Annotated in this window: 12 protein-coding genes; 8 read left to right on the top strand and 4 right to left on the bottom strand. The window is 37.6% G+C overall.

The window, feature by feature from the left end:
• Nucleotides 1–349: 349 nt before the first annotated feature.
• The 5 genes from QZ657_RS12795 to QZ657_RS12815 all read left to right on the top strand — a co-directional run bounded on the left by QZ657_RS12795 (nt 350) and on the right by QZ657_RS12815 (nt 22738).
• On the top strand, nt 350–616 hold the full coding sequence (locus QZ657_RS12795; protein WP_291962055.1) for a hypothetical protein: 267 nt from the start codon (nt 350–352) through the stop codon (nt 614–616).
• Nucleotides 616–13947 (top strand): Calx-beta domain-containing protein, encoded by a 13332-nt coding sequence (locus QZ657_RS12800; protein WP_291967327.1) that lies wholly within the window; start codon nt 616–618, stop codon nt 13945–13947. Before QZ657_RS12795 ends, QZ657_RS12800 begins: the two co-directional genes overlap by 1 nt.
• A 574-nt stretch (nt 13948–14521) precedes the next feature.
• Nucleotides 14522–19582, top strand: coding sequence for a gliding motility-associated C-terminal domain-containing protein (locus QZ657_RS12805; RefSeq protein ID WP_291967329.1), 5061 nt, complete (start codon nt 14522–14524; stop codon nt 19580–19582).
• 288 nt (nt 19583–19870) lie between these two features.
• Nucleotides 19871–20773 (top strand): type IX secretion system membrane protein PorP/SprF, encoded by a 903-nt coding sequence (locus QZ657_RS12810; protein WP_291967331.1) that lies wholly within the window; start codon nt 19871–19873, stop codon nt 20771–20773.
• An 18-nt stretch (nt 20774–20791) separates the two neighbouring features.
• A complete protein-coding gene (locus QZ657_RS12815; protein ID WP_291967332.1) occupies nt 20792–22738 on the top strand; it encodes an OmpA family protein in 1947 nt (648 codons plus the stop codon).
• Between the two features lie 150 nt (nt 22739–22888).
• On the opposite strand, the gene QZ657_RS12820 is transcribed toward QZ657_RS12815, so the two are convergent.
• The 4 genes from QZ657_RS12820 to QZ657_RS12835 form a co-directional block, all read right to left on the bottom strand.
• A complete protein-coding gene (locus QZ657_RS12820) occupies nt 22889–23437 on the bottom strand; it encodes a ClpP family protease (protein ID WP_036156068.1) in 549 nt (182 codons plus the stop codon).
• 118 nt (nt 23438–23555) lie between these two features.
• Nucleotides 23556–24389 carry a mechanosensitive ion channel family protein gene (locus tag QZ657_RS12825; RefSeq protein ID WP_291963691.1) on the bottom strand — a complete coding sequence of 278 codons (834 nt, stop codon included), beginning with the start codon at nt 24387–24389 and terminating at the stop codon, nt 23556–23558.
• A gap of 20 nt (nt 24390–24409) precedes the next feature.
• Complete coding sequence (locus QZ657_RS12830) at nt 24410–24601, bottom strand: hypothetical protein (RefSeq protein ID WP_276473658.1); 192 nt, start codon at nt 24599–24601, stop codon at nt 24410–24412.
• A complete protein-coding gene (locus QZ657_RS12835; RefSeq protein WP_276494345.1) occupies nt 24601–25227 on the bottom strand; it encodes an RNA polymerase sigma factor in 627 nt (208 codons plus the stop codon). Before QZ657_RS12835 ends, QZ657_RS12830 begins: the two co-directional genes overlap by 1 nt.
• Before the next feature lie 77 nt (nt 25228–25304).
• Between QZ657_RS12835 and QZ657_RS12840 the strand changes: the two genes are divergently transcribed.
• The 3 genes from QZ657_RS12840 to QZ657_RS12850 all read left to right on the top strand — a co-directional run.
• Nucleotides 25305–25985: a hypothetical protein gene (locus QZ657_RS12840; RefSeq protein ID WP_291967335.1), complete on the top strand. Its 681-nt coding sequence runs from the start codon at nt 25305–25307 to the stop codon at nt 25983–25985.
• Between the two features lie 43 nt (nt 25986–26028).
• Nucleotides 26029–26394 (top strand): carboxypeptidase-like regulatory domain-containing protein, encoded by a 366-nt coding sequence (locus tag QZ657_RS12845; protein ID WP_291967337.1) that lies wholly within the window; start codon nt 26029–26031, stop codon nt 26392–26394.
• A gap of 12 nt (nt 26395–26406) precedes the next feature.
• Nucleotides 26407–26662: hypothetical protein (locus tag QZ657_RS12850; RefSeq protein ID WP_412759686.1), on the top strand; the 256-nt coding region annotated here is incomplete at its 3' end.

Here is a 26662-nt window from a genome sequence, read left to right on the forward strand (position 1 = left end):
TCAATTATTTATGTTGAAATAGATATTTACTCAAGTTCATATCCGAGTATATATGAAAGAAAAGGATTACAATGCTTAAACCACACAATAACACCGCTACACAACAAGAATTAAATATTTGAAAGGTATCCCCGTTATTTTGCCAAAGTATGTTCATCGACAATTGACGTCGTGTGGACTATAAAATTTAGTTTTTCAACAGTAACGTGCTAATTTTGTTTCAGAATTAGATCCCAAATCTGTTCTAAAACTTTTCTTAACCTACTAGCCAATAATGTTTTGCAAAGAACTTGCACACGTTATTGATAAGGTTAAGTATTAAAATTAAGAATTAAACTTAACCATTATTATGAAGTCAATTTACACTTCTAATCACATCATTGCCCACTACAGAAAATCATTTTCTGAATTCCCTATTACCGGAATGAATGAAGCATCACCTTGTTTCAACAATGTATTCTATACTTCAAATGAATGTGAATGTTATGTTGACCGCTCTAATAATAGAATTAAAGCTATGCCGATCATTGACCAAAACTCTTCGAAAAAATTACTCGTAAAAAACAGTTTTGTTTTCTCAAATCATACCATTTCAACTCACCTAAAGAACCTGTAATGAAAAAATCAACTTTCATAAAATCGACGTTTTTTCTATTTGTCATTTGGTTCTTTACAGGATCTGCAAACATTTTGGCACAAACATTTTCTGTGTCGGATGCAAGTGCAAACGAGGGATCCAATATGACCTTTACCGTCACTTCCAGTACGCCATTAACAGGGAACTATACTTTTGATATAGCCTATACACCAGGAAGTGCAAGTGCCGCGGACTTTAATGGACCTACTACGGTGACACTTGGCTTTTTATTAAGTACTAGTAGAACCTTTACCGTTGAAGCCTTAAATGATGATTGGGTAGAAGAAACCCAACAGGACTTTACGTTAACCTTGAGTGATCCTTCTGGTACGTATTCATTTTCAGATGCTACAGCTACAGGTACCGTTATAGATACTGATGTAGCTTATGTAACAGGTGGCAATTACGATATTACAGAAGGTGATGAAATACAGTATATTTTAAGATTATCTAACGGAACAAATTCAGTAGGGCAACAATATGTTGGTATTGAAGATGCATATAATGTTGACTTCTCTGTAGAAACTTCACCCGGTTCAACCAGTCCGGCAACAGATGGCTCCGATTTTAACGCTTTTACAACTACGGTAACTTTTCCTGCGGGCTCAGTACCGGGAACAGAAATAGTTATACCTATACCTACAATTAACAATAATATTGTAGAACCTTCTGAAGAGTTTAACGGGGTAAAATCCACAAATGCAGCAGAAGCTACAAAATATGGTTCATCACCTTCTAGAGTAAGTATAAATACGGAACGCTCTGCTTTACGTATTCATGACAATGATGTAGCTACTATTAATTTGAGCAATAGTACAGTATTAGAATCTGTAGGTAACGCTACAATTACTTTTACACTGAACGGAGAAGTTCAAGATAATTTTAGAATTAATTACGATACTTCCGATAATACCGCCTTTGAAACTTCAGATTATGACCAAACAGATGGCTTTCTGAATTTTAACGGTTCAGACCTTCAAAACTTTTCAATAAATTTTAGCGTAATCGATGATACGGTCATTGAACCTACCGAATTTTTTACGGTAGTTCCATCATACACGCCAGATGCCAATACCATGACCAACTATGTGCCACAAAACATTGTTTTTGCTGCCAACGAAGGTCAAATAACAATTACAGATGATGATTTGGATACTGATTTTGATGGTGTTAACGATTTAGTAGATGAGGACGATGATAACGATGGTATTACTGATGTTAATGAAGGATCGGGAGATGCCGATGGAGATTCTATTATAGACAGCTTAGATTCCGATTCTGATAATGACGGTTGCCCGGATGCTGTAGAAGCTGGTCATACTGACCCTGATGACGACGGCTATTTAGGCACATCACCTTTTTCAGTAACCTCAACAGGTCTAGTAATCGGTCAAGGTGGTTATACTGGTACCGACAGTAAAGTTACAACGGCATTCCAAAATGTAACTATAACATTACAACCTAGTGATGCAGTAGCCAATTTAGGCGACACCGTAACTTACACTACCGCTGTAAATGGAACCGGACTTACCTACCAATGGGATGTAAGTAATGATGATGGAGCTACTTGGTCAGCGATTGCCAATGGCGGAGTGTATTCAGGTGCCACCACCACAACACTTACCCTAACCAATATCACTAGCACCCAGAGTGGAAATCAATACCGTTTTAGTGCTTTTGATAGTGAGAACCTGTGTACTCCATATACATACTCTAATCCAATAGATTTATTTATTAGACCAAACATTACTATTGCAGATGCTTCTGCAGATGAAGGTAACAGTCTAAATTTTGCCGTAACTCTTTCGCATGCTGTTAATGAAGTGGTAAGCTTCAACCTAACCTACATAGATAACTCTACAACAAGTGCAGATTATACGGCATTGACCAGTTTTTCAATACCAAGTAATACCCTAACCACAAGCATAGCTATACCAGCTTTAGATGATAACACTATTGAAGTTGATGAAGATTTCACCTTGGGTATGACCAACGGGTCTTCAAATGCAGGAGATATTACGGACACCGCTATTGGAACTATTAGGAATATAAATACACCTTCTGCCGGTGACGGTATTTCAATTGCCGGTTTTTCAGTGGAAGAAAATATACCTAGCACAAGCTTTGCCCTAACCTATACAGGGCCAACTGTCCAAGACCCTTTTACCATAGATTATGCTATTACGGATATTAGTACAACAAATGGTTCTGATTACAATATTGCTACCGGTCAAATAACTTTCCCGGCTAATACACAAAATAATGATGTTGTCAACTTAACCGTTGCCATTACGGATGATACTATTGTAGAAGGTGATGAAAGTTTTAGTATAGCATTGACCACTATTTCAAATACCAATTTATCTATAGTAAATGGTAACGCTACCGGAGTTATTGAAGATAACGATACTAATACCTCTACCGGTTTATCTGTTGCAGACTTTTCAATAAACGAAGATCTTGGTACGGCAAATTTTGTGGTTACCTATAACGGTGGTAATGTAAAAGATGCTTTTAATGCAGATTATACGATCAGCAATGGTTCTGCCATAAGAGACTTAGATTACACGGTAACATCTATGACCGGCAATATTGCCTTCCCGGCAGGTACAATCTCAGGTAATTCTCAAAATATTGCCATAACACTTTTAACAGATGATATTATTGAAGGCAACGAAGACTTGACTATTCAATTATCAAATTCATCTACCCCCCTAATCAATTTAGTTGATCCAGATGCTATTGGTACTATTGTTGACCAGGATGTTAAGACTACGACTACAGGATTAAACGTAGCAGATATTACAGTTGATGAAAACGTAGGAACTACAAATTTTGCCGTTACCTATAACGGTGCGGATGTTCAAGAATCTTTTACCGTAGATTTTAATATTACCCCACTTACTGCAACAAGCGGTGATGATTATAGAGGTAACCCACAACTTAACGGTACAATTACATTTCCTGCAGGTACAGAAGACGGTGACATTGTCAATATAAGTTTTATTGTGGAAGAAGATACCATTATAGAGGATGATGAAACCTTAAATATTGAATTATCCAATTTATCTACAACACTTATAAATTTGGTAGATGGTACCGCTGTTGCCACTATTGTGGACAATGACATTAAAACAGCCACAACAGGTTTAAGCGTATCGGATTTTAATGTAATTGAAAATGCAGGTACTACTACATTTACCGTAACATATGAAGGTGCAGATGTACAAGATGAATTTACCGTAGATTATGCCATTACGGATGGTACCGCTTCTGAGGGTAAAGATTATACCACAACGCCATCAACACTATTGAACGGACAATTAACCTTTTCCGCAAATACCACAAATGGTAACAGCCAATCTATAACTGTAGATATTTTAGAGGATAGTTTTATTGAAGCTACCGAAGATTTAAATATTCAGCTTTCAAACCTATCAACTTCTTTAATAAATATTGTAGACCCAACGGGTACAGGTACTATTACTGATAATGATAATACTGCTACAAGTGGTATTGATTTTCAAAATGCTACGGTAACAGTTGTTGAAGGAGATCCTACGGACAATGTTACCGCTACCTTTGTTGTAGAATTTATTGGAGATATTGATACTGGAGAATCTATTGAAGTTGACTACTTTGTTAACAATGGCACTGCCAATAACGCAACAGATTTCAATCCTAATGCTACCATAGAAACCCTAGTTTTTACCAATACCGCTAAAACACAAAACATTGTTGTTCCGATCATTAGTGACAATGTTATTGAAAATGAGGAAGATTTCTTTGTAAACTTGGTAGCTATACGCTCCAATGTTGGCATTAACTTATTGAACAACCAAGCCAGAGGTGTCATTACCGATGATGATGGCGGTGCAGTTTCTGTTGCCGGTTTTAGTATTATAGAACAAACAAATGGCATTAATTTCGATGTTACCTATACTGGCGATAGAATTAACGGTGGTTTTACTTTAGATTATGCCATTACAGATATTTCAACTACCGTTAACGATGATTATACTTTGACCACAGACCCGTTAACGACAGGTACTTTAACTTTTACAGGTGTAAACAATGAGGTGCGTTCTGTTCAAATTAATGTTGTGGGCGATGATTTCATAGAAAACAATGAAGATTTAAGAATAACACTTTCAAATCCGTCCTCTACTAAGATTACGATTTCCAATGCTGATGCAATCGGTACTATTACAAATGATGATAGTGGTTCAATTGAGGTTACCGGGTTTACGGAAGATGAGCTTAATACGACTACTAATTTTGATGTTACCTACACCGGTAACCCAGTAAATGGTGGTTTTACGGCAACTTATGAAATCACGGATAATACCACTACAGCTGGTAATGATTATTCGGCAACCTTGACCGGAACACTTAATTTTACAGGTGCGGCAACTGAAACTATTCAAGTTCCCGTGACAATTATTCAAGATGCAATTATTGAAGGTGATGAAACTTTAAGACTTACCATAACTTCAGTTTCACCTAGTATAATAACAGCTACTACCCCAACTGCTATTGGTACAATTTTGGACATAAACCATTTACCGACTGCCGTAGATGATTCTTTTGTTGTATTCCAAAACCAGAGTACTATCAATATTACAGTATTGGACAATGATGATTATGGTTTTGACGGCCCTGCCGCTACCAATGCATTACAAATAGTAAACAACCCAATAAACGGTACGGTTACACTTAGAAATAACGGTACTCCCGGTGATGCTACCGATGATTATTTTGAATACCAGCCTAGTGCTTCTTTTAATGGCAACGATTCTTTTAGATATAAAATAGTAGATTCTAACGGATCGGAAGATGAGGCCGTTGTCAACATATTCGTTAACGACACCAACCTTAAAAAGGATTTTGAAATTCGTTATTCCGGTAGTATAAATGGTGATTTCACCATGATCGCCAACAACGTTCTTTCAAGAAATTCTACAGGGAATTATAATGGAGAAGAAGGTAACCATGATTTTAATGATAACGTATTTGTCGATATAGATTCTGACCCTACCACCTTTAATTCTACCAGTGCAAATTTAGCCAACCCAGAGCCTAGCTTAAGTTGTTTAAATATTAAAAAGGCATATCTATACTGGGCGGCGGCAGACAAAGAATATGATGGTACTACCGGTGGCGGTGCAACAGAACCTTCTTGGAACTATGACCAAGTAAAATTAATGCTACCTGGGCAATCATCTTATACGACTGTATCTGCCGATGAGGTAATTTATAGAGGTAGAAACGATCATTTTCAAAACGACCCTTATGTGTGTGTTAAGGATATTACCGATGATATAAATGCACTTTCTACTCCTTTTGGATCTTACCAAGTAGGTAACATAAAGGCTACAGAAATGGATTTACGTTCTCATGGTATAGCTAACGTTACAGGTACTTCTGGTGGGTGGCAAATAGTGTTTGTGTATGAAAATGTGTCCTTAGACCCTAAAAATATTACATTATATGACGGTTATGTTCACACGTTTGCATCTAATGGTGCAGGTGAAACCGAATTTAACTTTAGTGGTTTTGAAACTATTCCTAACGGTACAATAAACGCCAATGTAATGTTAGGTGCCTTAGAAGGTGACCGTGACCTTACAGGTGACCAATTATTGATTTTTGACACCGCTAACAATTGGTCTAAACTATCTACAACATTAAGAGACGAAGATAACTTCTTCAATAGCCGTATTACTATAGACGGATTAAATTACGTAGATAGAAATGCTGCAAGTACAAACACTTTAGGTTTTGATGCTACCGTATTCCCTTTGGCAAATACTGCAAACAGATATATTGACAACGACCAAACTTTTGCCCGTTTTAAAATTACCACAGATCAAGAATCGTACGGTCTATATTTAATGGGACTAAGTGTTGATGTTTATAAACCAAGTTTAGGTGCTTTAAGTTTAACCGCTAATACTACCGGTCCATCTAATGCTGGAGATATTGTACCGTTGACTTTAAATGTTACAAATATTGGTAATGATGATATCCAAGACCTTACCATAACTACGGTTTTACCGGCAGAAGCTAATTTCTCTAGTGTTGGCTCATTACCAACCGGTATTACCCATTCATACGATCCAAGTACAAAAACATTGACGTTTACAGCTCAAAACGGTTTAACCGATATGGGCGATAACTACGACATTGATTTTAATATAGAAATTATTGAAGCTTGTTACTTTTTGGAAACTGCATGTACCGCTAGTTTTGAGCTACAGGCTACCGCCACATACAGTGGTGTTATCAATGGTGACCCAATTACAACAAATAGTTCTTCTTCTACGGATTCTTGTGGTATCGGTACGCACACACCAACCATAATAGATGTTGCACAACCGGCACAGGTAAACTGGTCTACCGCACCAAATGCTTTGGACAGAACCATTGACTGTGATGATATTGCCGCCTTGAACAATGCAAATTCATTGGTACCGGCAACCGCATCTTGTAATTTTACATTACATAAAACGGCAGGTAGTTTTGTTCAATCTGGCGCATGTCCTACAGAAGGTACATATACAAACACATGGACTTTTACAGATGCTTGTGGCAGAGTAAGCGATACTTTCACTCAGGTTATCACGATTGAAGATGATGAGGCTCCGACTTTCAACGAGTCATTACCACAAGATTCTTACGCTGCTCATGACAATATTCCTGTAGCACCGGTACTTTCTGCAAATGATAATTGTGATTCTAATTCTACGGTTACTTTTTCAGAAACTTATGATGGTGACAATACAAGCACTGATTATACAATTATTAGAACGTGGTCTACCAATGACTGTGCAGGTAATTCTACAAGTCATACACAATACATCTACGTTAGTGAAAGTGGTAACCCGATCGGAATTCAAATTTCCGACGTTACCGTTAATGAAGATGCAGGTACGGCAACATTAGAAATAACGAATACCGGTACTGTTTCTGGCGGATTCACCGTAAACTACGCTACTGCAGATGATTCTGCTTTGAGTTCAGGTGACTATGTACCAGTAGCCTCTAACAGCGTTTCTTTCACAGGTAACAACAATGAAATCAAAACGGTTATTATTACTATTAACGATGATACCATTATAGAAACAACAGAGCAATTCTTTGTTCAACTTACAAGTGGCACAAATACACCTACTATCAACGACGATCAAGGTATTGTAAGTATTACAGATAATGACAACATACCGGGTAGTACAGGTGTAGCCTTTGCAAATGATAATGTTATTGTGACAGAAGGTACGGATACGTTTGCAAGATTTGTTGCAACATTCACCGGTAGCATTGCTCCGGGCGAAGATGTTACCGTTGATTATGCTACCACAAATGGTACTGCAATAGAACCTGGCGATTATTCATCTTATACAGGTACAGTTACTTTTAACAGTGCAACTACCTCTGTAAATATTGATGTTCCAATTAATGATGATACCATAATTGAACCAGCGGAAGATTTTACGATTACATTGTCCAACATACAATCTAATATCAATGTCGGTTTCCTTGATGAACAACCAACAAATACAGCTACAGGAACCATCAACGATAATGACAATATTGCCGGTACCGGTGTTGCTTTTACTGATGATAATGTAATAGTTACGGAAGGCACAGATACTTTTGCAAGATTCACCGTTACTTTTACAGGTACTATTGCTCCTGGAGAAACCGTAACCGTTGATTATGCTTCTTCAGATGATTCTGCAAATAATCCTGATGATTATAGTGAAACGGTAGGTGTTATCACCTTTGACGAAAATACCAGCTCGGTAGACATAGATGTGCCTATTATAGATGACACATATATTGAAAATGTAGAAGTATTTAATGTAACACTTTCCAATGTGCAGTCTAATATTGGTGTAGGCTTTGTAGACCAACAGCCTACAAACACAGCAACAGGCACCATTAATGATAATGACAATATAGCCGGCACCGGTATATCTTTTCAGAATGATGACATCGTTGTTAGTGAGGCAGATGGTACAGCTACCATAAATGTGATGCTAACAGGAAGAGTACAAGGTGGAATTAGTTTAGATTATACTACTAACAATGATTCTGCAATAGCACCTGGTGATTATGTGAGTACTTCGGGTACATTAAATTTTACCGGCACCAATGACTCTGAAATACTACCAATAACAGTTCCTATCACAGATGATACGCTTATAGAAACATTAGAAAGTTTATTTGTAGACCTTTCCAATTTCTCAAATAGCCTGGTAAATATCAATGACGACCAAGGTACAATTAGCATTACGGATAATGATAATATCCCTGGAACTACAGGTATATCTATTGTTCAAACAGATGTTATCGTTACTGAAGGTCCTGCAGTTATCGCTGTGTTCGATGTAACCTTAAGTGGTGATTTCACCACTGGTTTTGACGTAGACTTCTCTACGGCTTTTGACAGTGCAACGGCAACTGATTTCAATGCTATTACAAACGGAACTATTTCTTTTGACGGAAACGATAATGAAATAAAACAAATTGAAGTAACCATCGTAAACGATGATATTATAGAACCACAGGAAGCCTATACGGTTACATTGAACAGCACTACCAATCCTCTTGTTCCTATTAACAACGCAACAGCGAACGGTATTATCAATGATGATGATGCTCCAAACGCTGATGAGGGTATTTCTGTTGCCGATTTCAATGTTGCAGAAGATGTAGCCGGTGGCACAACTGACTTTATAATAACCTATACCGGTCCTACGGTTCAAGATGAATTCACTGTAGACTTTACCATTACGGAAGGTACGGCCTTAGATGGTACTGACTATACGGTAGTTGTTGCTTCCGGGAATGTAACTTTCCCTGCAGGTACTGCCAATAATGATACACAACAAGTAGAAGTTACAATCATCAATGATAATTTAATTGAGCCTAACGAAGACCTAACGATAACCTTGACCGGCATTTCTACTACATTGGTAAATATTGTTGATGGTTTTGCCACAGGTGTTATACTAAATGATGATAATGCTCAACCGGGCGATGGGGTAGCATTTACACAACTTACTGTTTCTGAACTTGAAGGCGATACCGCTGCAGATGCTACAGAAATTAGTTTTGAAGTGACCTATACAGGGGTTATTCCTGCGGGTGAAACCGTAACTGTGGAATATACTACTAATGTAGGTTCTGCCGATGCTACCGATTTTACACCAATAAATGGTACGGTGGACTTTACGGATGCTATAAGCTCTCATATTATTGTTGTTGAGGTAACGGAAGAAACCGTGATAGAGGCAGATGAGAATTTCACCGTAGTACTATCCAACATCACTACAGATAATGGATTTATTACCGGTTTCGTAGATGGTAACACAACGAATACCGCTAGCGGTATCATTCTAAATGATGACAATGCATTACCGGGCGATGGAGTTTCATTCACAGAACTTACAGTTTCTGAACTTGAAGGAAATACTACTGCAGATGCCACAGAGATTACTTTTGATGTTACTTATACCGGGATTATTCCTGCTGGCGAAACTGTAACGGTAGAATATACGACCAATATAGGTTCTGCAGATGCTGCGGACTTTACCCCTATTAACGGTACGGTCGATTTTACAGATGCTGTAAGTGCCCAAACAATTACTATAGAAGTTACCGAAGAAACGATCATTGAGGCCAATGAGGACTTTACGGTAGTACTTTCCAACATTACGACCGACAATGGTTTTGTAACAGGTTTTGTTGATGGCAATACAACGAACACTGCTACCGGTGTTATACTCAACGATGACAATGCACAACCGGGCGACGGGGTTTCATTTACGGAAATTACAGTTTCCGAACTGGAAGGTAATACCGCTGCAGATGCAACCGAGATCACTTTTGAAGTGACCTACACGGGTGTTATTCCTGCAGGTGAAACTGTAACCGTAGAATACACTACCAATATAGGTTCTGCCGATGCTGCGGATTTTACTCCTATCAGCGGTACATTAGATTTTACAGATACCGTAGGTGCACATAACATTGTTGTTGAGGTAACGGAAGAAACCGTAATAGAGGCAGATGAGAATTTTACTGTTGTACTTTCCAATCTTACTACAGATAATGGTTTTGTTACCGGTTTTGTTGATGGTAACACAACGAACACTGCGGCAGGTATCATTCTTAATGATGATAATGCATTACCTGGAGATGGGGTTTCGTTTACGGAACTTACTGTTTCTGAACTTGAAGGGGATACTGCTGCAGATGCTACTGAAATTACTTTTGAAGTAACTTATACAGGAGTTATTCCTGCCGGTGAAACGGTAACGGTTGAATATACAACTAACATGGGCTCTGCAGATTTGGCAGACTTTACTCCGGTAAATGGCACGTTAGACTTTACAGATACTGTAAGCTCTCAAACAATTACTATAGAAGTTACCGAAGAAACGATCATTGAAGCTGACGAGGACTTCACGGTAGTGCTTTCCAACATTACGACCGATAATGGTTTTGTCACAGGTTTTGTTGATGGTGATACCACTAATACCGCTACGGGCGTGATTATAAATGATGATGCTTCAGATGCTAGCGAAGGTATTTCTGTGGCAGACTTTACAGTTGCAGAAGATATCGCCAGTGGTACTGCAGATTTTGTAATCACTTATACAGGTTTAACCATACAGGATGAATTTACGGTAGACTTTACCGTAACGGATGGTTCTGCCATTACTCCTGATGATTATACCGTTGTTGTTGCTTCCGGGAGTGTAACATTCCCTGCAGGAACCGCCAATAATGACACTCAAATTGTTGAGGTTACCATTATTAACGATTTGATCTTGGAATATAGCGAAGATTTAAACATAACATTAGGTACCATATCCCATCCATTGGTAAATATGATCGATGATAGTGCCGTTGTTACCATTACGGATAACGACTTACCAAATGCGAGCGAAGGTATTTCTGTGGCAGACTTTACGGTTGCCGAAGATACTGCCGGCGGAACAGCTAATTTTGAAGTATCCTATACAGGACCTACGGTACAGGAAGAATTTACGGTAGACTATATCATAACCGATGGTACGGCAATCTCTCCGGATGACTATACCGTGGTAGTAGCTACAGGTACTGTAACATTCCCTGCCGGAACTACGGATTCAGCTATTCAGAATATAGAAATTAATATAATCAACGATACGTTGATCGAATTTAGTGAAGACCTAAATATTACGTTAAGCAATATATCACATCCATTATTGAATATGATCGATGATACTGCTATAGGTACTATAACAGACGACGATGCAGATCCTACTATATATGGAGTCGAATTCGATGTCACTTCAATTGATGTAAACGAAGATGCAGGTACAGTTTCTATTGATGTTATACTTAATGCAGATGTTCAAGATGAGTTTACGGTTGAATACTATACGGTTGATGTAACTACAACAAGTGGTAGTGATTACACCGGTGTTCCTCAAAATACGCAGACATTGACATTTGGGGGTACAAATTCAAATACACAGACCATCGTAATTCCTATTACAGACGATGAGTTAATTGAATTTACTGAAAACTTTAATATTGTACTTGAAGATATCTCCTCTCCTATTGTAGGCATTCTTTCAAATGATACAACGACCGTAAATATTATAGATAATGATGCTGACCCATCTTTATACGGTGTTCAATTTGATACTGCTTCCGTTACGGTAAATGAAGATGCAGGTACGGTTACATTGAACGTGGTACTTAACGCGGATGTCCAAGATGAATTTACGGTAGAATTCTACACCGTAGACGGTTCTGCAACAGACGCTAACGATTACACGGGTGTTCCCCGTAATTCGCAGACATTGACATTTGGTGGTACCAACCCTAACACCCAACCAATAGTTATTCCTATTATCGATGATATCCTTATTGAAGACCCAGAAACGTTCAATGTAATTCTTGAGAACATTTCAAGTGCTATTGTTGGTATCTTATCCGACAATATTGCTACGGTGACCATTATTGACAATGACGGTAACGAGGGCTGGCCTGTAGACGAGACCATCGAGGCGTGTGATACTATACCAGATGCTTTTGTAATAACTTCTGATAGCGATTGTGCCATCACGGTAGATTATACCGAATCGATTGAAGGGCAGGACGATGAATGTGCTGCTGAATATACCATTACCAGAACATGGACCATTACGGACTGTGTAGGCAACGTACGTACTCATACACAGGTAATTACCGTTGAGGACACGGTAGCACCTACGTTCAACGAAACGCTGCCACAGAACATGACCGTTGAGTGCAACATGGTGCCGGATGCATCTACGCTTACGGCAACCGACTCCTGTGAGCCCGATATCGATGTCATTTTTGAGGAAACGGTAACCAATGACGAAAACTGTGCCCTAGGGTATACGGTGACCAGAACATGGACCGCTACCGACTGTGCGGCCAACATGGTAGAACATACACAGGTTATTACGGTAGAGCCCACAGGTCCTATTATGAGCGAAGCTTACGAAGAAGAAATCACCATTATCTGTGGCGATGATATTCCCGATGCCCCGGAAATGGTATTCACGGGCGGATGTGGTAATTTTGATGTGGTCTACAATGAAGAAACCCAGCAAGCAGATGATTCCGATGATTACATGATCATAAGAACTTGGAACGTTACAGATTCTTGTGGCAACACCGCTTCCTTTGAACAGATCGTGTTTGTACTGCAACCTCAATTGCAAGAAATTACAATTAACATCTGTATAGAGGAGGAGCCGATCGATCTATTGAATTACCTGCCGGCAGACTTTGACAGCAATGGTACGTTTATGACCCTAGAAGGTGATGTTGTTCTTGAACAGAACATATTTGACCCAATGAACCATGAACCGGGCGAATATAAAATTGCCTATAGTTCTACGGAGGGCACCTGTAAGTATTATGTTGACTTTACCATTGTCGTAAATACGGAATGTGTACCATGTGGACGAGGGGATATAGAAATATCCAAAGCGGTTACCGCCAACGGAGACGGTGTCAATGACTTCTTTGAAATTAGAGGAGCCGAGAGTTGTGCCTTAACTTTCGAAGTTATGATATTCAACAGATGGGGTACCAAGGTAGCCGAGGCAAAAGATTACCAAAACGATTGGGGCGGTGAATCTCCGGATGGTTCTTTCGGGCAATCTGGAATGCTACCAACCGGGACGTATTATTACATTATTAGTGCAACAGATAAAAATACCGGTACCATTTTAGAACCTTTTAATGGTTATATCTATCTAGGCACAAATTAAAAATTACAAATATTTATTTTTAAAAGCCTCACCATAAAAATGGTGAGGCTTTTTTATACGTTACAAAATGACCACTTTATTAAAAGAGGACCTAAAGTACCCTATAAGAATAATAAAACCGTACTAAATAAACGTGGTAGAAACAGTGAACACTCATAAATTAGTAACCTAAGTTATTTCCAATTTTCAATAATGCTTATATAATGAACTAACAATTAGTACTGAAACCTTATAAAGCCAACTACTGTTATGTATTTGGCTATAGCACCTGCCCCCTTAACCTTAAGCTCCATTGAAATTAAGGATGTAAGGATCTTAACTTAAAATACAATCCAACATTCCAAAAGTTTAAATCAACACTATTACTAAAGTAGGATTCGCTTTCATTCAAAAATTAAAACAATAAAATAATAATAAAATCGAATAAAGCAGAATGTCCAAATCATTCTTTTCATTTCACATCAAAACCAGTAGGTTATACAACAAAAAATAGACATCGACCAATATTGAGGCTAACTTCGTATGAGCTAAAGATTCTTTAGTTTTTAGATAAATTATTTGTTTAGAAAAGAATATGATAAAATTTCTAACTACCGTTGCTTTTCTATTTCTAAGTACAATGTTATCTGCACAATTAGATTTGACTTTAGCGCAATCGGAGTCTATTTGTTCATCTGACGGTAGTATTGTGGCTAATGCCAACGGCGGAACTCAACCCTATCAGTACAGAATTGCAAATGGTCCCGAGATTAGAGGTTTTCAGAACTCGGACACCTTTCTAGCTTTACAACCCGGAAATTATACGGTTGAAGTACGCGATGCTACTTTCACTACTGTTTCTGGAAATATTACGGTTACTGGTAGTTATGTACTTCCAAGTCTAAACGTTGCTATTACCCAACCCTCATGCTCTAATAGTTCTGATGGTCAGGTCATACTTACAGGAAGTAATGGCAATCTTATTGCTACTTCGGCTTTTCCAACCTATAAATATCGCATTGTAGATTTAAGTACCAGCCCACAAACCGTACTTCAAGAGCAAAATTCAGATACTTTTACAGGTCTAACCGAAGGCACTTATACTTTTCAAATTGAAGATGGTTGTCAAAATACGGTAAGTGAAACGATAACCCTAAGCGCTCCTACTATCACTACGTTAGCTAGTGCAATTAATTTTATTGAAAAAGTAGCTTGTGATACTTACGAAGCGGAATATGCACCTTTTGGTCGTGGCGTTTCACCTCATCAAGTTACGGTTACTGAAGATGCTACAGGTACTGTAATTTTCTCAAATTTAATAGATACTAGTTCTGGTCTTTCTTATAGTCTCGGCACTGACTATAATTTTGGAAACGGTTATACAGCAAACATAGTTGATGCTTGTGGGCAAACTGAAACTAAGAACTTTACATTCACACCGGATATTGATATGTGGAGCCAGAAAGCATATGATTGCTCTGGCGAAACAGCTTTTTTTGTATTCGCCTCATTAATGAATTCAAGTTCTCAAGAAGCTAGTATTTTAGTGCCTGCAACTCTTACGCTAACCAACCAAACGGATCCAAGCGATGTTCTTGTATATACCTTTACAGACCCTAACGACCTCGAGGCAGAAATTCGTGAAGCCGATATTCAACTTGGTGATACTTATGATGTAGTTTTACAAGATAGTTGTTCATATACCATGAATACTGCCCTCACATTTACACCTGTTCCCGCAACCATATTTGAAGCGAATGTGCGACCAGAACGAGGATGTATGGACGGTACTACAGGTATGGGCTTCCATGTTAGAAACGGCGGAACCAATTATGGAAGGGTTACAATTTTATCCGGGCCCGCAAGCTTCACTTCTGAAAGTGGCGTTGTTACCAATTATACCTATCCAAGAGTATTTGTCAATCCGAATGGAAGTTCTGTTTATCCAGAAGCTTTTCCACCGGGAATATATGAGGCAGAAATTACAGACGGTTGTGAATCAGGTATTGAAACGTTTGAAATTTTAGCTTCGCAGACAGTTCAACATGACTTTAGCTTAGATTTTTTACAAGGTTGCGGTAATTCCAATTCTCTAATTATCAATCCGAATGTAATAAGTAATATCAACCAAACTTTCTATACCAATGTTACTATAACTAATCTAGATACGGGCAACTCGGTGTTTCGTGAGAGTATATATTTTTTTACAGAAGGAACTCCGGTTACGGTACCTAATCTGCCAGCAGGTAACTATCAATTAAATCTTGAATTTCAGAGCGGCGGTGAATGTACTTCTGGCCGCGCTTTTACGTGTGCTTGTGAACCCCAAACCAGAAATATAACTATACCCGGGTATGTTTCTACTTCGTTTGACAATATAATAGGTTATGCATGTACAGAAGGGTCGGGAGTTATTATCGCTGAAGGTTCAAATGGCATAGCACCATATCAATACGAAATAATAAATTCATCGGTTCCCTCTAATATTGGGCGCACTTCCACGGATGGAATTTTTACAGCAACAGATGAAGGCACCTATACGGTTAGAATAACAGATAGTTGTGGCAACTCAGCTGATGGCGCTTTCGAAGTAGTACCTTATTCACCAAATCTAACAGCAAGCTGTGATGCTTCAGGAACCCAGGTTACGCTCACCGCCAACCCGGTTACCAATGCTATTTTTACTTGGATCGATGATGCAGGTACTACGGTTCAACAAGGTACTAGTAATGAGCTGGTTTTTAATCCGTTCGATGCTTCTCAAGGAGGAGATTATACCTTGCAAGTTGCTGCACCAGGGTTAAGTTGCACCATTTTTGATGGTTCTATTACAGTACCAAATATGCCTTGTAGTTCTAGTATTGATGTAAGCAAAACAGTTGAAACTGGTCCTGTCTATAATAGTAATACTGATGAATATACCGTTACCTATAGAATTACAGCAGAGAATATAGGCGGGCTCGCAGGTTCTTATGATGTCATCGATACTTTTATATTAGGTAGTGGTTTCACTTTAATCAACGCAACTTTGGCTTATGGAGGCGAAAGTGACGGAGTTGACGGTACAATTTTGAGTCCGTTTACAAGTGGTGACCAAATTATAACAGGTGAATCATTAGCGGGTCTTAGAACGGAAACCTGGTTGGTAACCGCTATTTTTACTATCGATAAAGATTTATTCGATCCCACACAAGATTGTACAAATGGCGGTGGATTTGGAAATCAAATTACTGTTACCAACGATACTGACACTTCAAACAATACAGCTTGTGTGCCTGCTGAATTTGGAAATTTGGAAATTACAAAGGATGGTGTTTTTTTTGATGCAAATACGAATGGTCTTACCAATGTTGGCGATGCAGTAACCTATACCTTTAATGTTACTAATACTGGTAATATTCCTATTACAAATGTAGTAGTATCAGACCCATTATTAGGAGGTACAATTGTTGGTCCGGCTTCTGGCGATACGGATTCTGACGGGCAATTAGGTACTTCTGAAATTTGGACTTATAATGCAACATATTCCATAATCCAGACCGATATAGATAATGGCCAGGTAAACAACTTAGCAACTGTAACCGGCGAGGATACCAATGGCAATACTATCACAAATACTTCAACAGATCCAAGCCCTTGTTCAATATGTACCCCTGCCCCTACTTGTGCTGATTGTACTTTAACGGAAATTCCTGATAACCCTAGTTATTCCATCAATGATTCTTCGGTAATAGAGGGAACGAATAATGTGTTTACCATTACCGCAACTAATACCATCAGCCAAGACATCGTTTTTAATCTAGCCTATATAAATAATACTACCACTAATACTGATTATAACGGTCCCAATACGATTACACTTTTAGCCAATACCTCTACGGTAACATTTAATGTTGCTGCGGTTGATGACGACCTAATTGAAAATAACGAAACACATGAAGTTCAATTTTACACCTCAGGAGGTTCCGTCAACATCACGGACGATACGGGTATAGGAGAAATCGTGGATAACGATGCTGACCCATCTTTATACGGTGTTCAATTTGATACTGCTTCCGTTACGGTAAATGAAGATGCAGGTACGGTTACATTGAACGTGGTACTTAACGCGGATGTCCAAGATGAATTTACGGTAGAATTCTACACCGTAGACGGTTCTGCAACAGACGCTAACGATTACACGGGTGTTCCCCGTAATTCGCAGACATTGACATTTGGTGGTACCAACCCTAACACCCAACCAATAGTTATTCCTATTATCGATGATATCCTTATTGAAGACCCAGAAACGTTCAATGTAATTCTTGAGAACATTTCAAGTGCTATTGTTGGTATCTTATCCGACAATATTGCTACGGTGACCATTATTGACAATGACGGTAACGAGGGCTGGCCTGTAGACGAGACCATCGAGGCGTGTGATACTATACCAGATGCTTTTGTAATAACTTCTGATAGCGATTGTGCCATCACGGTAGATTATACCGAATCGATTGAAGGGCAGGACGATGAATGTGCTGCTGAATATACCATTACCAGAACATGGACCATTACGGACTGTGTAGGCAACGTACGTACTCATACACAGGTAATTACCGTTGAGGACACGGTAGCACCTACGTTCAACGAAACGCTGCCACAGAACATGACCGTTGAGTGCAACATGGTGCCGGATGCATCTACGCTTACGGCAACCGACTCCTGTGAGCCCGATATCGATGTCATTTTTGAGGAAACGGTAACCAATGACGAAAACTGTGCCCTAGGGTATACGGTGACCAGAACATGGACCGCTACCGACTGTGCGGCCAACATGGTAGAACATACACAGGTTATTACGGTAGAGCCCACAGGTCCTATTATGAGCGAAGCTTACGAAGAAGAAATCACCATTATCTGTGGCGATGATATTCCCGATGCCCCGGAAATGGTATTCACGGGCGGATGTGGTAATTTTGATGTGGTCTACAATGAAGAAACCCAGCAAGCAGATGATTCCGATGATTACATGATCATAAGAACTTGGAACGTTACAGATTCTTGTGGCAACACCGCTTCCTTTGAACAGATCGTGTTTGTACTGCAACCTCAATTGCAAGAAATTACAATTAACATCTGTATAGAGGAGGAGCCGATCGATCTATTGAATTACCTGCCGGCAGACTTTGACAGCAATGGTACGTTTATGACCCTAGAAGGTGATGTTGTTCTTGAACAGAACATATTTGACCCAATGAACCATGAACCGGGCGAATATAAAATTGCCTATAGTTCTACGGAGGGCACCTGTAAGTATTATGTTGACTTTACCATTGTCGTAAATACGGAATGTGTACCATGTGGACGAGGGGATATAGAAATATCCAAAGCGGTTACCGCCAACGGAGACGGTGTCAATGACTTCTTTGAAATTAGAGGAGCCGAGAGTTGTGCCTTAACTTTCGAAGTTATGATATTCAACAGATGGGGTACCAAGGTAGCCGAGGCAAAAGATTACCAAAACGATTGGGGCGGTGAATCTCCGGATGGTTCTTTCGGGCAATCTGGAATGTTACCAACTGGGACATACTTCTATATTATAAATGCGACCGATAAACTAACATACAAAAAAATAGATTCATTTAGTGGCTACATCTACTTAGGCACTAACCAATAAAAGCATCCTTATTTTTAAAAGCCTCACCATAAAAATGGTGAGGCTTTTTTTATTGATTAACAGTAAAAAAACACTTATAACCTGCTTATAATAAGTCCAAAGCAATACCTATTTAGTTCATCCGACAAATACCGCTATTGAACGAAAATGCGGTATAAGAACGAATATTAATGAGGGTCAACCGTTAATTTTTAAATACTTGACAACAGCAATTAAATTTGTACAAAGTAAGATTAACCTACTTATATATTAACAAATAGCCCTAAAAAGCTGAACCCGAGCATAACCATGAAAAAAGCTAATTTATTCTTAGCCATTTTACTTTTTACAAGTGCCTTTGTAAGCGCACAACAATTACCGCAGTTTACACAATACATGTACAATACCATCTCTGTAAACCCGGCATATGCTGGTAGTAGAGAAACGTTAAATGTCACTGTTCTTCATAGAAACCAATGGGCAGGTCTTGAAGGTAACCCAAGAACAAGTACGTTATCTATACATACACCTATGAAAAATGAGCGTGTGGGTATTGGCGTATCCTATATTAACGATAAGTTAGGTTTTGAAAGTACTAACTATTTTTATGGTGATTTCTCTTATACCGTTCCGGTAAGTCAACAAGTTAAAATGCGTTTTGGACTTAAAGGTGGTTTTACTAGCTATAACTTAGAAAATCCTGATCCTAACGATCAATTTTTCAACGCTAATTTTAATAATATCAATCCTAATTTTGGTGCCGGATTTTATATTGGTTCCAACAGGTGGTATGCCGGTATTTCTTCACCCAGAATTCTAAACACAGATTTAAACGATGGTGAGTTTGAAGCTATAGAACGTAATAGTTACTACGCAATTGGTGGTATGGTATTCGACCTTTCTGAAACAACAAAGTTTAAACCAACAGTTATTGCAAAATTCACCAATGGTGCACCAGCTACATACGATTTCACTATTAACTTTTTGTTTAACGAAAAGTTTTGGATCGGTACTTCTTATAGAGTTAATGATGCATCAAACTTTGGTGCCATGATGGATTACCAGGTATCTAGAGATTTTAGAGTTGGTTATGCCTATGATCTGCCTACCTCTGCAGTTAGGCCTTACACTGGTGGCACACATGAAATAATATTGATCTATGAACTTTTCAAAAAGGTGTTAGGTCCTGTGAAGTCTCCTAGATATTTCTAATAATTTAAAATCGATACGATGAAAAATTATAAAAACATCGTGCTATTGATGCTTCTTTTATTGGTTGGTCAATTCTCTATAGCACAAATTGCATCGCAAAAAAAAGCAGATTATTATTTCAGCAAGTTCTCTTATTCATTGGCAATACCAGAATACGAAAAAATGGTTCAAGCTGATTTTAATGCAGAATATGCGCATCAGCAATTAGCGGAGTGTTACCTTTTAATACGTGACTACAAAAAGTCTATTCCACATTTTAGTGCTGTAATCAATAATGCAACCTTACCAACAGATTACTATTTTAAATATGCCATGGCATTATATGCCAATGGTGATATGGAGGAGTCTGAAGCATGGTTGAAAAAATACAAGAAATACAACAAGAACGATTCTCGAGTAAAGCGATTTTTACAAGATGGTAATTTAGCTTCTGTAGTATTTAACAGTAGACAACGTTACGAAGTAGAGCCCGTTGCCTTCAATTCTTCGGACAGTGATTTTGGGGTATATCGGTTTATGGGAAATCTATATTTCAGCTCTTCAAGAAGAGATGTGGTTACCGGTGAAAGTTATGGCTGGAACGATGAACCTTGGCTAGATCTTTTTACCGTACAAGAAGGTAATCCTATGTCTGAACCTAGACGTGTAAAAGGAGACATAAACACTAAGTACCATGAAAGTTCCGTAGCCTTTTCTACGGATTACAAGAACGATACTATTATGTATTTTACCCGTAACAACTTTTATGATAAAAAAGCCGGTTACGGTGTATCCAATGAAATTAATCTAAAAATATATACGGCCAAATTTATTGATGGCAAGTGGGAAGAAAACAGTAACCTTAGGGTTAATAGTGACTACTATTCCACCGGGCATCCGTCTGTAAATCTTGCGAGAACACGCATTTACTTTGCATCGGATAGACCTGGTGGTTATGGTGGTACAGATATTTACTATGCTGAAATTCATGAGCGTGGCGGCGTACAAGAACCTATTAATGCCGGACCTATTGTTAATACAGAGGGCAACGAAATGTTTCCGTTCATTAACGAGGAAGGTAAATTGTTCTTTAGTTCAGATGGTCATGTCGGTTTTGGTCAATTAGATGTTTTCTCCACAATTTCTAACGAAGATGGTGAGGTAATAGACATTATTAATTTAGGTACTCCTATTAATAGTTCTAGTGATGATTTTGCGTATTATGGTTTGCCCAACGGATTAGATGGCTATGTAAGTTCTAACCGAGAAGGTGGTGTTGGTAGTGATGATATCTATAAATTTAAATTTACCCCTGCATTAGATGTTGAAGGGTATGTTGTAGATGGTGTAAACAATAAAATGTTAGATAGTGTTAAAGTAACTTTATATGATCAAGTAACCAATACACTTGTAGCACAAACAACAACAGATGAAAATGGGTATTACAGATTCCCCGTTAATAGAAAAACAAATTATATGATAGAGGCGGTCAGAAAAACGCACCCTCATAAAAATGTTTTCTTTAATACGTCAAAAACACCAAAGGCTCAAAAAATAATGAGACAGGACATTGTTCTTGAACCTGTTCTTGATTTAAAATTATTAGCGGGACTTAATAAAATATATTTCGATTTCAATAAGAGTGATATTAGACCAGATGCCGCAAGGGAATTAGATAAAGTCGTTAAGGTAATGAATGTTACATATCCAGACATGATCATAAAACTTGAAGCGCATACCGATCCTGTAGGCAGCCATACCTATAATGATAACCTTTCTGAAAGTAGGGCTAAATCTACTTATGAGTATCTCATTGAAAACGGAATTTCAAAAGATAGAATTGTTTCTTATAAAGGCTTTGGTAAACGTGTACCAATTAATAAATGTACCAGTAAAGAAGATTGTACCCCAGAAGAATTGGAGCTGAACAGAAGAACGGAATTCCCAATACTACAGATTAAAAAAGGTGTATTGGCCTCTAAATAATTTTACGCATACCTCATAAATTCAACAACAACCTTATCTTTTTAAGATAAGACCGGAAAACATTTTGTTTTCCAAAAGTTAACTACCAACCAAAAAAAAGTCCTTTACCACATTGGTAAAGGACTTTTTAATTTTATAGCTTACTGACTACTATTCCATAATACCGTCTACGATACCATATTTAATAGACTCTTCTGCATTCATCCAATAATCTCTATCGAAATCTTTTAAAACCTTGTCAAAATCTTGACCACAGTTATCCGCTAAAATTTGTGCACTCAACTCTTTGGTCTTGATAATTTCCCTTGCCTGAATTTCAATGTTAGAAGCTTGACCTCTTGCACCGCCACTTGGTTGGTGGATCATTACCTGAGCATGTGGCTGAATAAATCTTCTCCCCTTTTTACCTACTGATAATAAGATAGAACCCATTGAAGCCGCCAAACCTGTACAGATAGTTGAAACGGGACTCTTTAAAGCTTTTATAGTATCATACATTGCAAAACCAGAAGTAACGTAACCACCTGGACTATTAATATATAATTGTATTTCTTTATTGTTCTGCATATCTAGATATAACAACCTGTCAATTACATGTTTTGCAGAATCGTCATCAACCATACCCCATAGAAAGACTTTTCTTTCCTCCAGCATTTTTTCATCTATGGCTTCCTGAATTTTTCCTTTTTTAGCACTCATATTTTAAGTTTATTTATCTCTAACAAAATTAATGAATTAAATCATAAACATAATTAGCAATACCTCTTTAGATTATTACTAAATCTGTTTCTATTTATTGTAAAACGTTAATCTGTGTTTAGGATTGTTCTTCTACGGTAACAGTTTTTTCTACAACCTTTTTAATAGGAATAACTATCTTACCCGTTTTAGTTTTTAATATCATTGATATATTATCAATACCGATTACCGTACCTTGTAAATCTCCAATTTTAACCTTGTCCCCTACTTCATAAATCTTTCTGGAGTAAAATGTTCTTAGCAGATCACCAACAATTTCCCTTGATCCAAGACCTAGTGCCAATGCTATAGCAAGTAAGAACGCTCCTAAAACGATCGTAAAATTATTGGTAATTATCTGAGTGTCTATACCTGCCTGATTTAGTGCAGTAATACTCACAAAAATGATAATAAGGTAAAACAGAACGTTACCAAGAAGTTTACCTCCACCAAGGCCTATAGAATCAAATACCTTAACAATGGTTTCTTTGATGGTCTTTGCCAAAAATAGCCCGATCATAAAAATAACCATTGCAGATAATAATATTGGCAAGTATCTTAAAAGGTTGGCTATTTCTGTAGATATAATAGTTAAACCCATGATATCCGATGCAACAATGATAAACACCAACCATAATAGCACTTTTATGAAAGTGACAATTATTTTAGGTAAATCAATTTTGATATCGGCATCTCCAAATAATTTGGCTTCGTTGATCTTCTCGGAAGCTTTATCCAATTTAATAGCCTTAAATATTCGCTTTAAAATGAAGGTTACCACCTTTATAATGACCCACCCAAAAATAATTACGATAAATGCCCCGAATATACCTGGTAATGCAGAAGCTATATCCTTAAATATATTGCTTAAAGATTCAAAGGTGAGGTCTTTCCACTTATCTACTGTTTCCATATTATTTTTCTACTTTATTTTTATTTTCTTTTCGTTTTTGTATTCAGCATTCCCTCTATTATAGAAGCAAAACTACCTGTGAACAAATGAGACAACTCCATAATCAACTTAGCCGTAGCAACGTCTTCCATAACTTTTTTACGTAGCTCTGGTGGAACATCCTTAAGATCTCCTTGTAAGTTTTTAAATGGATTTTTGTCCTGTTCTAACATTACGGTAAGGTTTTATACATTTCGGTAACTTTTGCTTTTGCTCTTTTGAGCCTCATTTTAATTGCACTGGATTTTAATTCCAAAATATCTTCCAGTTCCTTTATCGATGCCCCATCCTGATATTTCAACAATAATATTGATTTATCCTCGGGCGCAATAAGTTCCAAGGCCTTCTTAAGTTTATCTACCTGCATCTCAAGCAACAAATTATCCGTCACCTCTACCGGTACATCTTCATGTGTTTCAAACTTTACAGAATTATCATTAATCTTTCTTTCCTTATTTCTATTAACATAGTTAACGCAGAAGTTATAGGTAAAGGAATATAACCAGGTAGAAAATTTGGAATTTCCTTTGAACGAACCCAATTTTACATAAAGCATTAGAAAAATATCTTGGGTAAGGTCTTCTGCCTCCTTATTGGACTTTGCAAAACCCAAACACTTATTGTAAACCAATTTGGAATACCTATCATAGAGCACACCAAAGAGCATAGAGTCATTGTTAGCTACAATGCGCTCTACCAACTCTAAATCGGTATATTCTTCCTTCTTACCACCAGAAACCGATTTTTCATTGAATTGGTTTCCTATAATAATAAAACATAGCTTTTTAAGAAATGTCACTTTGATAGATGTTTACAAAAAATAAAAGTAGGTTAAAGATACTGTAATTGATATATTTACTTGAAAAACTGCCGAAAATGAAAAAACTAATTATCCTTTCCGTATTTATATCAAGTGTTTTTACAGCATGTAAAACCGACCAAAAAAAGCCTAAAATTGCTGTTGCCGAAGATACGCAATTGACAGTTCTTGAAAAAATCGCAAATGCCAATGGTTTTAAAAACTGGAAAGATGTTGAAAGTATAAAATTCACTTTTAATGTAGATCGTGAAAATGAACATTTTGAACGTACTTGGTTATGGGAAACCGGTTCTAACAATGTTACCATGATGACAAGGCAGGACACGATTTCATACAACAGAAAATCTGTAGATAGCACCATGACGGCAACAGATGGCGGATTTGTAAATGACAAGTTCTGGCTGCTTGCCCCTTACCAACTGGTATGGGATCAAAATAGTTTTACCCACAAGCTTACAGAAAATGTAGAAGCCCCCATCAGCAAAGCAAATATGCATAAACTAACTACGGTCTACAATAATGAAGGCGGTTACACCCCTGGCGATGCTTATGATTATTATTTTGGAGATGATTATATTATCAAAGAATGGGTATACAGAAAGGAAAATCAATCTGAACCAAATATGACCACCACTTGGGAAGACTATAAAAACCTAAACGGTTTAAACATTAGTATGATGCACAAAAGACCGGATGCTGATTTCTCACTTTATTTTTCCGGGGTAGAGGTGAAATAATATGATACAAAGTTTGATACGTTTCAATTTTATCAACTAATCTATGAAACCATCATTCTTCCTGTTTTTTCTACTTTCATTTATAGTATATACACAACAGACTATAGATTCTGTAATAGTAGATAGTGCCAACAAAACTCCGTTAGAATTTGTTGGTATCTATAATTCTAAAAATCATACTATTACCAATGAAGATGGTCGGTTTCAGTTCTCTTCTAGCACAGATTCTATAATCGTTTACAGAGTAGGTTATGACAAACTAACTACTACTTTTCAAAAAGTAAAGGATACCATTTACCTTAACAAAAGTGTATTGAAGCTTAATGAAGTTACGGTTACCAATAAAAAAAAACTATGGCAAAAAGTAGGGGATTCTTTTAGATCTAATTACCCTATTTATCCCTATTAAGAGAAATTTCTGTTGAGAGGTGTTTTAAGATATAATGGTGAAATTACCAGGATTCAAGACTTGCAAGGTAAACTGGAAAGAAGAACGCTATTATATACAAAAGAAATTGACCCCGATAAAAAAGACTTTAAGGTTGAGTTGACCAATATGCGAAAAGTTGGTTTAGTCAAAGATGAAAATGATGTTTACTTTATTTTTGAATCGTTCAACAGTTTATTCATGAATTTAATTCCTTTGAATGCTACCGGAGATGATTTTGATTTGACTG

The sequence above is a fragment of the Maribacter sp. genome (assembly GCA_020629415.1).
Taxonomy (GTDB): Bacteria; Bacteroidota; Bacteroidia; order Flavobacteriales; family Flavobacteriaceae; genus Maribacter; species Maribacter huludaoensis.

What these genes read in the sequence shown, in the direction of transcription:
- QZ657_RS12795 (WP_291962055.1), top strand. Translation starts at nt 350, where the DNA reads ATGAAGTCAATTTACACTTCTAATCACATCATTGCCCACTACAGAAAA.
- QZ657_RS12800 (WP_291967327.1), top strand. Translation starts at nt 616, where the DNA reads ATGAAAAAATCAACTTTCATAAAATCGACGTTTTTTCTATTTGTCATT.
- QZ657_RS12805 (WP_291967329.1), top strand. Translation starts at nt 14,522, where the DNA reads ATGATAAAATTTCTAACTACCGTTGCTTTTCTATTTCTAAGTACAATG.
- QZ657_RS12810 (WP_291967331.1), top strand. Translation starts at nt 19,871, where the DNA reads ATGAAAAAAGCTAATTTATTCTTAGCCATTTTACTTTTTACAAGTGCC.
- QZ657_RS12815 (WP_291967332.1), top strand. Translation starts at nt 20,792, where the DNA reads ATGAAAAATTATAAAAACATCGTGCTATTGATGCTTCTTTTATTGGTT.
- QZ657_RS12820 (WP_036156068.1), bottom strand. Translation starts at nt 23,437, where the DNA reads ATGAGTGCTAAAAAAGGAAAAATTCAGGAAGCCATAGATGAAAAAATG.
- QZ657_RS12825 (WP_291963691.1), bottom strand. Translation starts at nt 24,389, where the DNA reads ATGGAAACAGTAGATAAGTGGAAAGACCTCACCTTTGAATCTTTAAGC.
- QZ657_RS12830 (WP_276473658.1), bottom strand. Translation starts at nt 24,601, where the DNA reads ATGTTAGAACAGGACAAAAATCCATTTAAAAACTTACAAGGAGATCTT.
- QZ657_RS12840 (WP_291967335.1), top strand. Translation starts at nt 25,305, where the DNA reads ATGAAAAAACTAATTATCCTTTCCGTATTTATATCAAGTGTTTTTACA.
- QZ657_RS12845 (WP_291967337.1), top strand. Translation starts at nt 26,029, where the DNA reads ATGAAACCATCATTCTTCCTGTTTTTTCTACTTTCATTTATAGTATAT.